At 57.6% G+C, this 13,436-nt stretch carries 11 protein-coding genes and 1 tRNA gene; 6 read left to right on the forward strand and 6 right to left on the reverse strand.

Annotated features, from left to right (window positions below; translation table 11 throughout):
• Positions 1-8: 8 nt before the first annotated feature.
• The 5 genes from trpE to fabI form a co-directional block, all read right to left on the reverse strand.
• Positions 9-1,520, reverse strand: coding sequence for an anthranilate synthase component I (gene trpE / locus ACR0J8_RS04765; protein ID WP_480522349.1), 1,512 nt, complete (start codon positions 1,518-1,520; stop codon positions 9-11).
• A gap of 12 nt (positions 1,521-1,532) precedes the next feature.
• A complete protein-coding gene (locus tag ACR0J8_RS04770) occupies positions 1,533-3,374 on the reverse strand; it encodes a peptidyl-prolyl cis-trans isomerase (protein ID WP_480888959.1) in 1,842 nt (613 codons plus the stop codon).
• Between the two features lie 86 nt (positions 3,375-3,460).
• Positions 3,461-4,636, reverse strand: a complete 1,176-nt coding sequence (locus ACR0J8_RS04775; RefSeq protein WP_480522347.1) for an aminotransferase — start codon at positions 4,634-4,636, stop codon at positions 3,461-3,463.
• Between the two features lie 66 nt (positions 4,637-4,702).
• Complete coding sequence (gpt, locus tag ACR0J8_RS04780; RefSeq protein WP_170614934.1) at positions 4,703-5,212, reverse strand: xanthine phosphoribosyltransferase; 510 nt, start codon at positions 5,210-5,212, stop codon at positions 4,703-4,705.
• Between the two features lie 4 nt (positions 5,213-5,216).
• Positions 5,217-6,023, reverse strand: coding sequence for an enoyl-ACP reductase FabI (gene fabI / locus ACR0J8_RS04785; protein WP_170614935.1), 807 nt, complete (start codon positions 6,021-6,023; stop codon positions 5,217-5,219).
• 134 nt (positions 6,024-6,157) lie between these two features.
• Between fabI and pdxH the strand changes: the two genes are divergently transcribed.
• The 4 genes from pdxH to ACR0J8_RS04805 all read left to right on the forward strand — a co-directional run bounded on the left by pdxH (position 6,158) and on the right by ACR0J8_RS04805 (position 8,006).
• A complete protein-coding gene (pdxH, locus tag ACR0J8_RS04790; protein WP_480522346.1) occupies positions 6,158-6,763 on the forward strand; it encodes a pyridoxamine 5'-phosphate oxidase in 606 nt (201 codons plus the stop codon).
• 121 nt (positions 6,764-6,884) lie between these two features.
• Complete coding sequence (locus tag ACR0J8_RS04795; RefSeq protein WP_480522345.1) at positions 6,885-7,412, forward strand: cold-shock protein; 528 nt, start codon at positions 6,885-6,887, stop codon at positions 7,410-7,412.
• 6 nt (positions 7,413-7,418) lie between these two features.
• Positions 7,419-7,886: a DUF192 domain-containing protein gene (locus ACR0J8_RS04800; RefSeq protein WP_170614938.1), complete on the forward strand. Its 468-nt coding sequence runs from the start codon at positions 7,419-7,421 to the stop codon at positions 7,884-7,886.
• Positions 7,887-7,929: 43 nt separating this feature from the next.
• Positions 7,930-8,006: transfer RNA gene (locus ACR0J8_RS04805), tRNA-Pro, on the forward strand.
• Positions 8,007-8,015: 9 nt separating this feature from the next.
• On the opposite strand, the gene ACR0J8_RS04810 is transcribed toward ACR0J8_RS04805, so the two are convergent.
• Positions 8,016-8,450 (reverse strand): hypothetical protein, encoded by a 435-nt coding sequence (locus ACR0J8_RS04810; protein WP_480522344.1) that lies wholly within the window; start codon positions 8,448-8,450, stop codon positions 8,016-8,018.
• A gap of 544 nt (positions 8,451-8,994) precedes the next feature.
• Here ACR0J8_RS04810 and ACR0J8_RS04815 point away from each other — a divergent pair.
• Positions 8,995-12,615, forward strand: a complete 3,621-nt coding sequence (locus ACR0J8_RS04815; protein WP_480888963.1) for a vitamin B12-dependent ribonucleotide reductase — start codon at positions 8,995-8,997, stop codon at positions 12,613-12,615.
• A 527-nt stretch (positions 12,616-13,142) separates the two neighbouring features.
• Complete coding sequence (locus ACR0J8_RS04820; RefSeq protein WP_480522342.1) at positions 13,143-13,388, forward strand: EF-hand domain-containing protein; 246 nt, start codon at positions 13,143-13,145, stop codon at positions 13,386-13,388.
• Positions 13,389-13,436 lie beyond the last annotated feature (48 nt).

Below are 13,436 nucleotides of genomic sequence, written 5' to 3' on the forward strand. Positions count from 1 at the left end.
CTTTTTCTTTAGCTGTTTCCTGATCCCATAAATCGGGCGGCGTCCGCCGCAGCGCGCCGGATCGCGTTCGATTTATGAACCGTTTCCATATATTCCGCCTCGGGGTCGCTGTCATAAACAACACCGCCGCCGGCCTGAATGTACAGTTTCTGGTCCTTAACGATTGCCGTCCGCAGGGCGATGCACATGTCCATGTCGCCGCCGGCGCTGAAATATCCGACGCCGCCGCCGTATACACCACGCTTTTCGGGTTCCAGTTCATCAATGATTTCCATCGCGCGCACCTTCGGGGCACCCGAGACCGTGCCCGCAGGCATCCCTGCAAAGAACGCGTCCAGTGCGTCTTTGTCCTCTGCCAGTTCGCCAACCACGTTCGAGACGATATGCATCACGTGGCTGTAGCGTTCGATGATGAACTCTTCCGTGGGGCGCACGGTGCCGATTTTGGAAACGCGCCCGGTGTCATTGCGGCCCAGATCCAGCAGCATCAGGTGCTCGGCCAGTTCTTTCTTGTCGGCAAGCAAATCGACTTCGTTCGCCTTGTCCTCTTCCGGCGTCGCTCCGCGCGGACGGGTGCCGGCGATGGGGCGGATCGTAACTTCATCCCCGAAGACACGTACCAGAATTTCCGGGCTTGCGCCGACAACCTGAAATCCGCCGAAATTGAAATAGAACATGAACGGTGAAGGATTTGTGCGCCTTAGGGATCGATAAAGCGCAAAGGGCGGCAGCGGGAATTCCTGTGTCCAACGCTGGGCCGGAACCACCTGAAAGATATCGCCTGCGCGGATATATTCCTTGGCCTTCTCAACCGCTTCCATGTAGCCGGATTTGGTGAAGTTCGAAACGGGCGGGGCGATCTCATGCGCATCACCCAGATCCCTGGATTCGGTCGGCATCGCGCGTTCCAGATCGCGGACAGCATCCATGACGCGTTCGGCAGCCTGCGCATAGGCGGCCTTGGCGGATTGACCTTCGCTGACCCAGGCAGGGGACACGACCGTCACGTCGCCTTTTACCCCATCCAAAACCGCGATCACCGACGGGCGCAGCATCACCGCATCCGGCAGGCCCAACGGGTCGGGGTTCACATCCGGCAGGTATTCGACCAGCCGCACCATGTCATAGCCAAGATAGCCGAACAGGCCAGCCGCAGCCTGCGGCAATTCTTCAGGCAGGTCGATGCGGGATTCGGCCAGCAGCGACCGCAGGTTGTCCATCGGATTGCCGTCCTGCGGCACGAAGGCGTCCGGATCGAACCGGGCAGAGCGGTTCAGCGAGGACGTCTCGCCATGGCAATGCCAGATGAGGTCCGGCTTCATACCGATGATCGAGTAGCGCCCGCGGACTTCGCCCCCCGTGACCGATTCCAGAACAAAAGCGTCCTTCTGAGCCCCCGTCAGTTTCAACATCAGCGAGACGGGCGTGTCCAGATCGGCGGCCAGGCGGGTATAGACGACCTGATTCTCGCCTGCCTCGTAGGCACGCGCGAATGCGTCAAATTCTGGGGTCAGGGCCATGTCCGCTCTCTTTTAGTAGCTCGCCTGCACGGCGTTCAGCGCACGCTGATCAATGACCGGGCGGGCACGAGTCTGGGCATCGCGCACATAGGCGTCAAAAATGTTCTGAGCCAGCGCCTGGTTCATCTGGACTTCCAGCGCGGCTTTCATCTGGCGCAGTTCGTCGGTCTCAGCCGGCGGCAGCAGTTCGTCCAGCCTGACGATCAGGGCGGCATTATTGCCGGGGACAACCCGCAACTCACCCGGCTCCATTTCAAAGACCTGGGTCATAAATCCGACCGGAGCGTCATCAAGGAAGGCGGTGCGGGTCAATGCGTTCTCTACCCGGAACGGCAAACCTGTCGCGGCAAAGTCGCCGTCGGTCGCCAGTTGGGTCAAGACAGTGTTGGCTTGATCCTGCAGGGCCTTGCCTGTTTCAGCCTGAACCCATGCCTCGGCCACACGGTCACGGGCGGTCTCAAGCGGTTCAGGCCGCTGCGGCAGAACCTCATTCAGGCGCAACGCGAAAATCGAGCCGTCTTCGAGAAAGCCGATTTCGGGGAAGTCGCCTTCGCGAACGGCTTCGGCGGCGGCGCGAAAGCCCTCATACGCGGCGACACCTTCTTCGTTTTCACGGGTCCAGTCGATCTGGCCCAGTTCCATCTCGGTTTCGCCTGCCAGTTCTTCCAGGGTGGCCCCACCGGCAAGCATGTCGTTGATGTCCTCGGCCTGCGCCTCGATCAGACGCCGTGCACGCTCGGCTGCCAGTTCTTCGCGCAGGTCAGGGGCAGCGTCTTCAAACGGGATGTTGTTTGCTGCCAGTGATCCGTTGATCCGGAACAGAGCAGGGCCAAACACGGACGGCAGAGGTCCAACCACCGCATCAAGATCAGCCCCAAAAACAGCATCGGCCGCTTCGCCGAGGTCTTCGCGGGTCACATCGCCCAGATCAATGTCGCTCAGTTCGAGGTCGCGATCGCGCACGAGCTGTTCAAATGTCGTGCCGCCAACCTCGATCTGCGCCATGGCATCCATAGCGGCCGCTTCGTCCGAAAAGGCCAGCCGTTCGACGAGGCGTCGTTCCGGTTGCTGGAATTCGGCGATGCGCTGATCATAAAGGCTGCGCAAGGCGTCGTCCTGGATTTCAACGCTGTCGAGCAACATTTCGGGCGACAGGATCGCGTACGTCAGGCGTTTGGTGCGGGGCAGGGTGAAACGATCCGTGTTTTCGTCGTAATACGTTTGCAACTGCTCGTCCGTGGGTTCAGCAATCGGTGCGGTCAGGGCATCGGCCCCAAGTGTCGCGACGGTAAAGCTGCGCCGTGCGCCGACATAGTCCGTCAATACGTCCGACACCGTTGCAGGCATTACGACGCCGCCGACAACCGCCCCTTGGACAATGGTCCGCGCGGATTCCTTGCGAAGATCAGCTTCGAACTCGGCATCGGTCATCCCCGCCTGTTCCAGTTGGAACTGGTAGGTCTCGCGGTCGAAATTGCCGTCCACGCCCTGAAATGCCGGGATCGCGACGATTTCCTTCTGCAGGTTTTCATCGCCAATCGATACGCCCAGCTGAGCCACCTCGTTGTTCAACGCAGCCAGAGCCGTCAGACGGGACAACGCCAGTTGGCCCAGCCCCAACTCCTGTGCCTGCGACATTTGCAGGGCCTGACCTGTCTGGGCCTCGACCGCGCGGATTTCACGCTGCAGTTCGCGCACATAAGCGTTGATCGGAACCACTTCGTCGCCGACCTGCGCCACCGTCCGCACCGTACCGCTGAGGTTTACGGCGCCAAACCCTGCAAGTCCAAGCATCAGCAAGCCCATGAGAATCCAGACGAAGGTCTTTGATAGGTTTTTCATGCCTGCGGCCATGGATGCCCTCTTTCATGCTTTTGTCGGCAGATGACTGCCCTGTTGGTTGCGGCCCTGAATACGACGCGTTCCGCCGGGGGGCAAGATCAGATGGAAAGCGCCTGAAGACGGTCGAACAATCGTTCGATACCCACGCGGTCGATGTTGGCAAAAGCGATGCGCACCTGCCGTTGGCCCGCCGCATCCTGAGTGGGTGTGAACATGGTACCTGGCAGCAGCAGAACACCAGCTTTGGCCACCAGCTTTTGGGCAAGCTCATCTGACGGAATGTCGAATGGATGTTCAAGATATGCGAAATACGCCCCCAGACCAAGCAATCGCCAGCCCCTGGCCGTCAGTCTGGGCATCTCTTTTGCGATGGCTGCACGGCGATCCAGGATTTCATCACGTTCAGACGCAAGCCATTGTGACAGGTTCTGCATCCCCCACAGCGCGGCGAACTGGCCGATCTGACCCGGGCAAATAGCAACCGTGTCCAGAAACTTTTCGATCTCGGCCAAAAGTTGCGGACTTGCCGCGATGGCTCCGACCCGGTGGCCGGTCAGACGGAAGGCCTTGGAAAACGAGTAGAGATGAACAAATGTATCCTGCCAGTCGGGCTGACGGAACAGTTCATGCGGAGCACCGGACCGGCTGTCGAAATCCCGATAGGTCTCGTCCACCAACAGTTTGATGCCGGCCTCACGCGCAAGATCATAGAACGCCCCAACCAGTTCCGAGGGGTATTCGACGCCGCCTGGATTGTTCGGAGTGACCAGCGCAATCGCGCGTGTCTTTTCGGTGATCAGGTCTCGGGCCCGGGCCACGTCCGGCAGCAGATTATCACCCGTGGGAAGATCAACAGCCCGCACACCAACCATGTCGAGCCACATTTTATGATTGAAATACCAGGGGGTTGGCAGGATAACCTCGTCCCCCTGATCCGTGATCGCGGCGATCACAGCAGAAAATGCCTGATTGCATCCTGATGTGATTGCGACCTGTTCCGGTTCGACATGGGACTGATAATGTGCCCCGATCTGGCGGGCCAGCTCTGTGCGAAGGTCGGTATTGCCCAACACAGGCCCGTAAAGATGGGCGCTGTTTTCGGAAATCGCGAACTCTGCCATTGCCTTTCGCAGTTCGAGTGGCGGAGGGTCCACGGGCGCGGCCTGACTGACATTGATCAGAGGCCGGTCTTCGGGAAACTCGACGCCTTCCAGCCAGCGTCGCGCCTCCATCACCGGAGGGGCGAAAGTGGCGGTGGTGCGTGTATGTGTCATGCGGTTTTTGCGAGGCACTGCCCCGCGCTCCGAGGTATTTTGAACAGAAGAAACCGCGGCGTGGGATCAATCGGTGCCGCGATAAGGCTCGACATATTGCAGGGCCATGTCCCAGGGGAAGAATATCCAGGTGTCCTGGCTGACCTCGGTGATGAAGGTGTCCACCATCGGACGACCTTTGGGCTTGGCGTAGACTGTGGCGAAATGCGCGTTGGGATACATGTCGCGTACAAGTTCCAGCGTTTTGCCGCTGTCGACCAGATCGTCGATGATCAGCACACCAGTTCCGTCGCTCATCAGCTTGGCATCCGGTGCCTTGAGCACTTCGGCCTCGCCTTGTTCCTGATGATGGTACGAGCGGACGCTGATCGTATCGACCGTGCGAATATCCAGTTCTCGGCTGACGATCATCGCAGGAGCCATACCGCCCCGAGTGATGGCCACGACCGCGCGCCAGGCGCCGTCGTCGGGCCCCTGGCCATCGAGACGCCACGCCAGGGCGCGGGAATCGCGGTGAATCTGGTCCCAGCTGATATGAAACCCTTTTTCGTGCGGCAAGCGGTCTTTGGCGCTCATCTGATCAACCCTTTTCAATATCCGGCGCATCGACGGCTTTCATGCCGACGATGTGATACCCCGAATCCACGTGCAGATTTTCACCGGTTACACCGCTGCTGAGGTCGGACAACAGGTATAGGGCGGATTTGCCGACATCGTCTATGGTCACGTTCCGGCGCAGGGGCGAATTATATTCGTTCCACTTCATGATATAGCGGAAATCGCCGATACCGCTTGCCGCCAGTGTTTTGATCGGACCCGCGGAAATAGCGTTTACGCGAATCCCGTCCTTGCCCAGGTCTTCAGCCAGATATTTGACCGATGCCTCCAGCGCGGCCTTGGCGACGCCCATCACGTTGTAGTGCGGCATCACCTGCTCGGCCCCGTAATAGGTCAGCGTGATTGCGCTGCCGCCTTCGGACATCAGTTTTTCTGCGCGCTGCATCACTGCGGTAAAGGAATAGACCGACACGTCCATCGTCAGGTTGAAATTAGCCCGTGACGTATCGACATAGCGCCCGCGCAGTTCGTTCTTGTCCGAGAATCCGATGGCATGGACGATAAAGTCCAGCTTGCCCCATTTTTCAGAAAGCTGCGCGAACAACCCGTCAATGGATGCCTCATCACTGACGTCACAGGGCAACACGATATCGCTACCCAACTGGGCCGCCAGTGGGTCAACCCGTTTTTTCAACGCATCGCCCTGATACGAGAACGCCAGCTCAGCGCCTGCTTCGGACAGGGCGCGGGCGATTCCCCATGCGATTGATTTGTCATTGGCCAGTCCCATGATGAGGCCGCGTTTTCCGGCCATCAACTGATTAGACATATTTGGATCTCCGCCTGTCCCGGTTTTATCAGAGTGGTTTAGGCCATTGGATGCGCTGCTTCAAGGCTGAGCGGGTCTTGCCCGCAGCGGGTTCTCGCCTTAGGGTCGTCAACATTACTTTCCAGGGGATGGAAATGAACGAGCGTAGCGGCATTTTTGCCGGAACTGATCCGTTTGAATTGGCGGAGCGGTGGCTGGGCGAGGCCAGAGAGTCTGAACCTAACGATCCGAATGCGATTGCTTTGGCGACCGTAGATTCGGACGGTATGCCCAATGTGCGCATGGTTCTGCTTAAGGAAATCGAGCCGGACGCCTTTGTATTCTACACGAACTATGAAAGCGCCAAGGCAGCCGAACTGGAAAGTGCCGGCAAAGCGGCTTTTGTCATGCACTGGAAATCCTTGCGGCGGCAGATCCGAGTTCGTGGTACAATATCGCGCGAGGATGGTCCGAAGGCGGATGAATACTATGCCTCGAGATCACTGAAAAGCCGTTTGGGGGCCTGGGCTTCCAAACAATCGCAGCCGCTGAGCAGCCGATCGGTTCTGATGGCGGAAGTGGCGAAAGTAACGGCGAAACTTGGACCCAATCCGCCACGCCCGCCGTTCTGGGGCGGGTATCGGTTAGAGCCGACGGAAATCGAGTTTTGGGCCGATGGTGCATTTCGTTTGCATGATCGGTTCAGATGGCGGCGGGATCAATCGGGTTCCGCGTGGCAAGTGCAGAGGTTGAATCCATGACGTTCGCGTATCGTGAAATGCAACACGCAGAAAACAATGATTTTTTTCAACTTGAATTTGCGCGCCATTCCCATACACATCAAACCCTTAACGAAGTGCTAATTTTCGCGATGGGAAAACAGTGCCAGAAGATCTGAACAACATGTACCGCGTACGTGGACACGTTAAATGGTTCGATCCCGCAAAGGGGTACGGATTTGTTGTGTCCGACGAAGGCGGCCCGGATATTCTGTTGCATGTGAACGTGTTGCGCAATTTCGGGCAAAGTTCGGTCGCCGATGGCGCTGGTATCGAGATTATGACGCATCGCACCGATCGCGGTGTTCAGGCGGTCGAAGTCGTGACCGTCGATCCCCCCGCACGCGCAGATGCCATGCTGCTGGCCGATTTCGCCGATCTTGACCCGGTCGTGATTGCCAACGCACCGCTTGAGGCGGCGCGCGTCAAATGGTTCGACAAAGGCAAGGGCTTTGGCTTTGCAAATGTCTTTGGCCGTGATGAAGACGTTTTTCTTCACATCGAGGTTCTGCGCCGGTCCGGGCTGGCCGATCTTCAGCCGGGCGAGGCCCTTGCGATGCGTGTCATCGACGGCAAGCGGGGACGTATGGCGGCGCAGGTTCTGGCCTGGGAAGCTGCTCTGGACGCATAAGTGCCAATGATCAGGTTTCTCTCGGTTCTCATTATTCTTTCAGTAATGTGGGCTGAAACCGCGTTGGCGGCCTGTCGGGAAGACAGGATCTATGTCCGGAACGACAAAACTCACATTCGGTTTGATATCGAACTTGCGATCTCGCCTCAGGACCGTGCGCGCGGCTTGATGTTTCGGGAATCACTGCCGACACAGTCGGGGATGCTGTTTGTCTTCGATCCGCCGCAACCCGTGGCGTTCTGGATGAAGAACACGCTGATTCCTTTGGACATGATTTTTCTGGATCAGTCCGGGTCCGTAATGAAAGTGCACCACAATGCGGTTCCGGGTGATCTGACCCCTGTCGACGGTGGGGGTAAGGTATTTGCGGTATTGGAAATTAACGCCGGTCTCGCGGCGCGGTACCTGATAACGCCCGGTTCCCAGATGCGGCACAAAGTTTTTTCGCGCGGACCTGCGATTTGGCCCTGTTAGGCCTTTTCAAATCAAATCGGCACGTTTAGGAAGGCGCACGGTCCGGGGCGTGGCGCAGTCTGGTAGCGCACCTGTTTTGGGTACAGGGGGTCGTAGGTTCGAATCCTGCCGCCCCGACCACTTTTTCGATCAAATCGGATTCCCGCCAAATTCGGTGTACAGCCGCGAAAAATCGCGATTAACCATCTCGCTTTGCACTGGAATCTTCACGGTCTTCCCACTTTTCTGCGGAACCAAAAAAAACAACTCGGCATCGACCCGATAGCCAGCCTGGATCTTACTGGAATGCAGATACGTCACGATCTGCGGCAGGTTTTGGGGATAACCGTCAAAGTTGAGAATCAGATAGGCCGTCATGTCGGGGGGCAGCAACTCGCGACATTCGACGGTGTTTCGGTCGGTTTTTACATATTTGTTGCCAGGGCCCACGCAGTCGGTTTCAAACGCACTGAACAGCTTTTGGGGATACTCCGGGAATTCAGCGCTGCGCGATGACGGGGACGTGTCTTGTGGTGTGCAGGACACGATCAGCGCGGCAACAGGCAGCAGATGAAGCAGATTCATATGTAAAACCAACAGGGTTCAGACTTTAGAGATGGTTTCACTATGGCATGGGACCGGGGCACGGGACGATGATTCTCTGGCCCGAGCATTAACAGCTGGTTGCTTGATCATTGGCCGATAACCATGGCGAGAAAAAAGAGAAATCAATTTGAGCCGTCCGGCGGTCAGGTCCTGCGCGGAAGCGTCTTACCTGTGGAGGAATCGTGGACAAGTGAATTGCGGACTCGTCATGGGATGAGGTCAACAAAAAAGATTTGAAAAAAGATCGAAAAAGCCCGTTGACCACATATGGGTATATACGTCAGATTGTATGGGCCGAAAGACGTGCCACAATATCTGGTAGGCACTTACCAGAATAAGGCAACGGGCGAGGGACGGAAAGCATACCAATGCCACGTGCAGCCGAATTGTTCGGCTATGCGCTGTCAAAGGCAGCGACCGATACCCTTTTGTCCGGAAATCGGTGGCAGGCGGTCGACACCCCGCAAACAAGATTTGGTGTCGAAAACCGAAAATTAAGCTGGTTGTAGCTAGGGCGGCGGACATGAAGATTGACAGAAAATTCACCAAATCCGGGCAGGATGCATATGCAGATCTGGAGTTTGTTTCGGCAACATCCGAAATCCGCAACCCGGATGGGACAATTGTTTTCCGTCTCGAGAATATCGAAATCCCTTCAAGCTGGAGCCAGGTTGCCAGCGATGTCATCGCCCAAAAATATTTCCGCAAGGCTGGTGTTCCGTCCAAGCTGAAGAAAGTCAAAGAAAAGGACGTTCCCGAATTCCTGTGGCGTTCGGTTCCCGCTGAAGACGCTGAGTTTGACGGAGAAATCTCGTCCAAGCAGGTGTTCGACCGTCTGGCCGGCGCTTGGGCGTATTGGGGCTGGAAAGGCGGGTATTTCTCAACCGAGGATGACGCGCGCGCTTACTTTGATGAGATGCGCTATATGCTGGCGACCCAGCGCGCGGCGCCGAACTCGCCGCAATGGTTTAACACCGGTCTGCATTGGGCCTACGGGATCGACGGCCCGGCGCAGGGTCACCATTATGTCGACTACAAAACCGGCAAGCTGACCAAATCGAAATCCGCATACGAGCACCCGCAGCCGCATGCTTGCTTCATCCAGTCCGTCGATGATGATCTGGTGAACGAAGGCGGCATCATGGACTTGTGGGTGCGCGAGGCGCGCCTGTTCAAATATGGTTCGGGTACCGGGACCAACTTCAGCCATCTGCGTGCAGAAGGTGAGGCGCTGTCGGGTGGTGGCAAGTCCTCGGGCCTTATGGGCTTTCTCAAGATCGGCGACCGCGCCGCTGGCGCGATCAAATCAGGCGGGACAACCCGTCGAGCAGCAAAGATGGTAATCGTCGATGCAGATCACCCCGATATCGAGCAATTCATCGAATGGAAGGTGATCGAAGAGCAGAAGGTGGCCTCGATCGTTGCCGGATCGAAGATGCACGAGAAGATGCTGAACGGCATTTTCGAGGCCATCCGCAGCTGGGACGGCGCGCAGGATGATGCGTATGATCCCAATAAGAATGACAGCCTGAAGAACGCGGTTCGCGAAGCCAAAAAAGTCGCGATCCCAGAGACTTACATTAAGCGCGTGCTGGATTATGCGCGTCAGGGTCACGACAGCATCGAGTTCCCGACTTACGATACGGACTGGGATTCGGAAGCCTACAGCTCGGTTTCGGGCCAGAACTCGAACAACTCAATCCGCGTGACCAACGCTTTCCTGACCGCAGTTGAGAAAGACGCGGATTGGGAACTGATCAATCGCACCGACGGCAAGGTTTCCAAGACCGTCAAGGCGCGCGATCTGTGGGAAAAAGTCGGCCATGCGGCATGGGCCTGTGCTGATCCGGGTATCCAGTTTCATGACACAGTCAACGAATGGCACACATGCCCCGAAGACGGAGCCATCCGCGGCTCGAACCCTTGCTCGGAATACATGTTCCTCGATGACACGGCTTGTAATCTGGCGTCGATGAACCTGCTGACCTTCCTCAAGGATGGTGAGTTTCAGGCGGCGGACTACATGCACGCTTCGCGTCTGTGGACCCTGACGCTGGAAATCTCGGTGACAATGGCGCAGTTCCCGTCCAAGGAAATCGCGCAACTGTCTTATGATTTCCGTACCTTGGGTCTTGGATACGCCAACATCGGCGGCCTGCTGATGAACATGGGCTACAGCTATGACTCAGATGAGGGGCGTTCGATCTGTGGCGCGCTGACCGCGATCATGACCGGTGTGGCGTATGCGACCTCGGCGGAGATTGCAGGCGAGCTTGGCCCGTTCAAAGGGTATGAGCGTAACGCCGACCACATGCTGCGCGTTATCCGCAACCACCGCCGTGCGTCGCAGGGTGTGACCGAGGGTTATGAGAAACTGGCCGTCAAGCCGGTGCCGCTGGACCATGGCAACTGCCCAGACAAGCGTCTGATTGATCTTGCAATGTCGGCCTGGGATGAGGCGCTGAGCCTCGGCGAAAAGAACGGCTACCGCAACGCGCAGGCTACCGTGATCGCACCGACCGGTACCATCGGTCTGGTGATGGATTGCGACACGACCGGAATCGAACCTGACTTTGCTCTGGTGAAGTTTAAAAAGCTGGCTGGTGGCGGTTACTTTAAGATCATCAACCGCTCAGTGCCGTCGGCGCTGGAAAAGCAGGGCTATTCCTCGTCTCAGATTGAAGAGATCGTGGGTTACGCGGTTGGTCACGGCACCATCGGCAACGCGCCGGGGATCAACCACACCTCGCTGACCGGTCATGGTTTTGGCGCGAATGAGCTGGCCAAGGTGGATGCCGCGCTGGAAAGCGCCTTTGATATCCGGTTCGTCTTCAACCAGTGGACACTGGGCGAGGATTTCTGCACCGGCGTTCTGGGCATCCCGGCGACCAAGTTGAACGACCCGACCTTCGATCTGCTGCGCCATCTGGGCTTTACCAAAGCGGATATCGACGCGGCCAACGACCATGTATGCGGAACAATGACGCTGGAAGGCGCGCCGCACCTGAAGGAAGAGCACTACTCGATCTTCGACTGCGCCAACCCGTGCGGCAAGAAAGGCAAGCGTTTCCTTGGGGTTGATAGCCACATCACTATGATGGCCGCGGCGCAAAGCTTCATCTCAGGTGCGATCTCGAAAACGATCAACATGCCGAATGACGCAACCATCGAGGATTGCCAGAAGGCTTATGAACTCAGCTGGTCGCTGGGTGTGAAGGCGAACGCGCTGTATCGTGATGGCTCGAAACTGTCGCAGCCTCTGGCTGCGGCGCTGGTCGAGGATGACGATGAAGCCGCTGAAGTGCTAGAGAGCGGATCGGCGCAGGAGAAAGCCGTCGTTCTGGCCGAAAAGGTGATCGAGAAGGTTGTGGTCAAGGAAATGATCCGCAGCCATCGCGAGAAACTGCCGCATCGCCGTAAGGGGTATACCCAGAAAGCGATCGTCGGCGGCCACAAGGTTTATCTGCGCACCGGCGAGTTCGAAGACGGCAAGCTGGGCGAGATCTTCATCGATATGCACAAGGAAGGCGCTGGCTTCCGTGCGATGATGAACAACTTTGCCATCGCCGTGTCTGTTGGCCTGCAATACGGCGTACCGCTGGAAGAGTTCGTCGATGCCTTCACCTTCACCAAGTTCGAACCGGCGGGGATGGTGCAGGGCAACGACTCGATCAAGAACGCGACGTCGATCCTGGATTACATCTTCCGCGAACTGGCCGTGTCTTATCTCGACCGCACAGACCTAGCCCATGTGAAGCCCGAAGGCGCAACCTTTGATGATCTGGGCCGGGGAGAGGAAGACGGGTTGTCGAACGTTTCGGAAATCAGCGAAACAGCGGCGTCCAAGTCCTTGGAAGTACTGAAACAAATCAGTTCGACTGGCTACCTCCGCAAGCGATTGCCGCAGGACCTGATGGTGTTCAATGGTGGGCAGTCCGGCGCGAACGGCATGGCCGAATCCGCAGCGCAATTTGCGGCACCGGTTGCGGAGACAGCCGTCGCGACCAGCATGGACGCCCGTACGAAGGCGAAGATGCAGGGATACGAGGGCGACCCGTGCGGAGAATGCGGAAACTACACGCTGGTGCGCAACGGCACCTGCATGAAATGCAACACCTGTGGCGCGACAAGCGGGTGTAGCTGAAGTTTAGCGCCCTGGCACCCCGGGGTGCAGGGGTCGGATGCTGCCACAGTGACCGGCCCCGACGAATACGGAGAAAGGCTCTGAGACTTACCAACTGACCTTTCTCCACTCGGCCGACATGCCCGTGTTGGCCGGGAACAGGGTGGGGCGGAATATCGGTCCTTCCCACTCTTTCACGGGGCGGGTGCGCTCGTCCCATGCGCAGTCCAGGCCGCAGGCAAAAAAACACCGGGCGGTCAACGATACGAGCCTGGAAGGCGAAACTGACAGGGGGCTTCGGCCCCCTTTCTTTTTTGACCTGAGCAAAGCCTTGCCGGAATGCGTTCCTGTTATCGGGCAAGAACCGCCGAACAGAACTTCGGGTGTTTTTCTTGGCGGCGGACCGCAGATGCGACTCTGCAAAACACTCAATGATTGTACTGAAATGTACGTCCTCAACCATTGCGAGTGACAGAAGGCGTCAATCGGGTGTTTCTGGGGCCTGTCCGGACAGAAAACAGACAACAACACTCTCAGGAGGCACCGAAATGAAACGCCAAAATCTGGCTGTATTCTCAGCAATCGTACTTGGATTGCCAACACTGGCCGTCGCTCAAACCTCAGTGGACGCAAACGGGGATGGCGTACTGACAATCGAAGAAGTGCAGGCAATTCTGCCCGATGTCGACGCAGACGGGTTCTCGGCCATGGATGCAAATGGCGACGGCGCGCTGGATCAGGCCGAGATTGCCGTCGCACAGGAAGCGGGTTTGCTTCCATCCAGTGACGGCTAAATCCGGGTGCGGGAAAGCGGCCTGAGCATTTCAGGCCGCTTTTCAGTG

This window comes from Ruegeria sp. N11 (assembly GCF_056531525.1).

Excerpts from the sequence above, each read along its gene's own strand:
- fabI (WP_170614935.1), bottom strand. The coding sequence starts at position 6,023 with ATGTCTAATCAGTTGATGGCCGGAAAACGCGGCCTCATCATGGGACTG.
- ACR0J8_RS04815 (WP_480888963.1), top strand. The coding sequence starts at position 8,995 with ATGAAGATTGACAGAAAATTCACCAAATCCGGGCAGGATGCATATGCA.
- pdxH (WP_480522346.1), top strand. The coding sequence starts at position 6,158 with ATGAACGAGCGTAGCGGCATTTTTGCCGGAACTGATCCGTTTGAATTG.
- ACR0J8_RS04770 (WP_480888959.1), bottom strand. The coding sequence starts at position 3,374 with ATGGCCGCAGGCATGAAAAACCTATCAAAGACCTTCGTCTGGATTCTC.
- ACR0J8_RS04800 (WP_170614938.1), top strand. The coding sequence starts at position 7,419 with ATGATCAGGTTTCTCTCGGTTCTCATTATTCTTTCAGTAATGTGGGCT.
- ACR0J8_RS04810 (WP_480522344.1), bottom strand. The coding sequence starts at position 8,450 with ATGAATCTGCTTCATCTGCTGCCTGTTGCCGCGCTGATCGTGTCCTGC.
- gpt (WP_170614934.1), bottom strand. The coding sequence starts at position 5,212 with ATGAGCGCCAAAGACCGCTTGCCGCACGAAAAAGGGTTTCATATCAGC.
- ACR0J8_RS04775 (WP_480522347.1), bottom strand. The coding sequence starts at position 4,636 with ATGACACATACACGCACCACCGCCACTTTCGCCCCTCCGGTGATGGAG.
- ACR0J8_RS04820 (WP_480522342.1), top strand. The coding sequence starts at position 13,143 with ATGAAACGCCAAAATCTGGCTGTATTCTCAGCAATCGTACTTGGATTG.
- trpE (WP_480522349.1), bottom strand. The coding sequence starts at position 1,520 with ATGGCCCTGACCCCAGAATTTGACGCATTCGCGCGTGCCTACGAGGCA.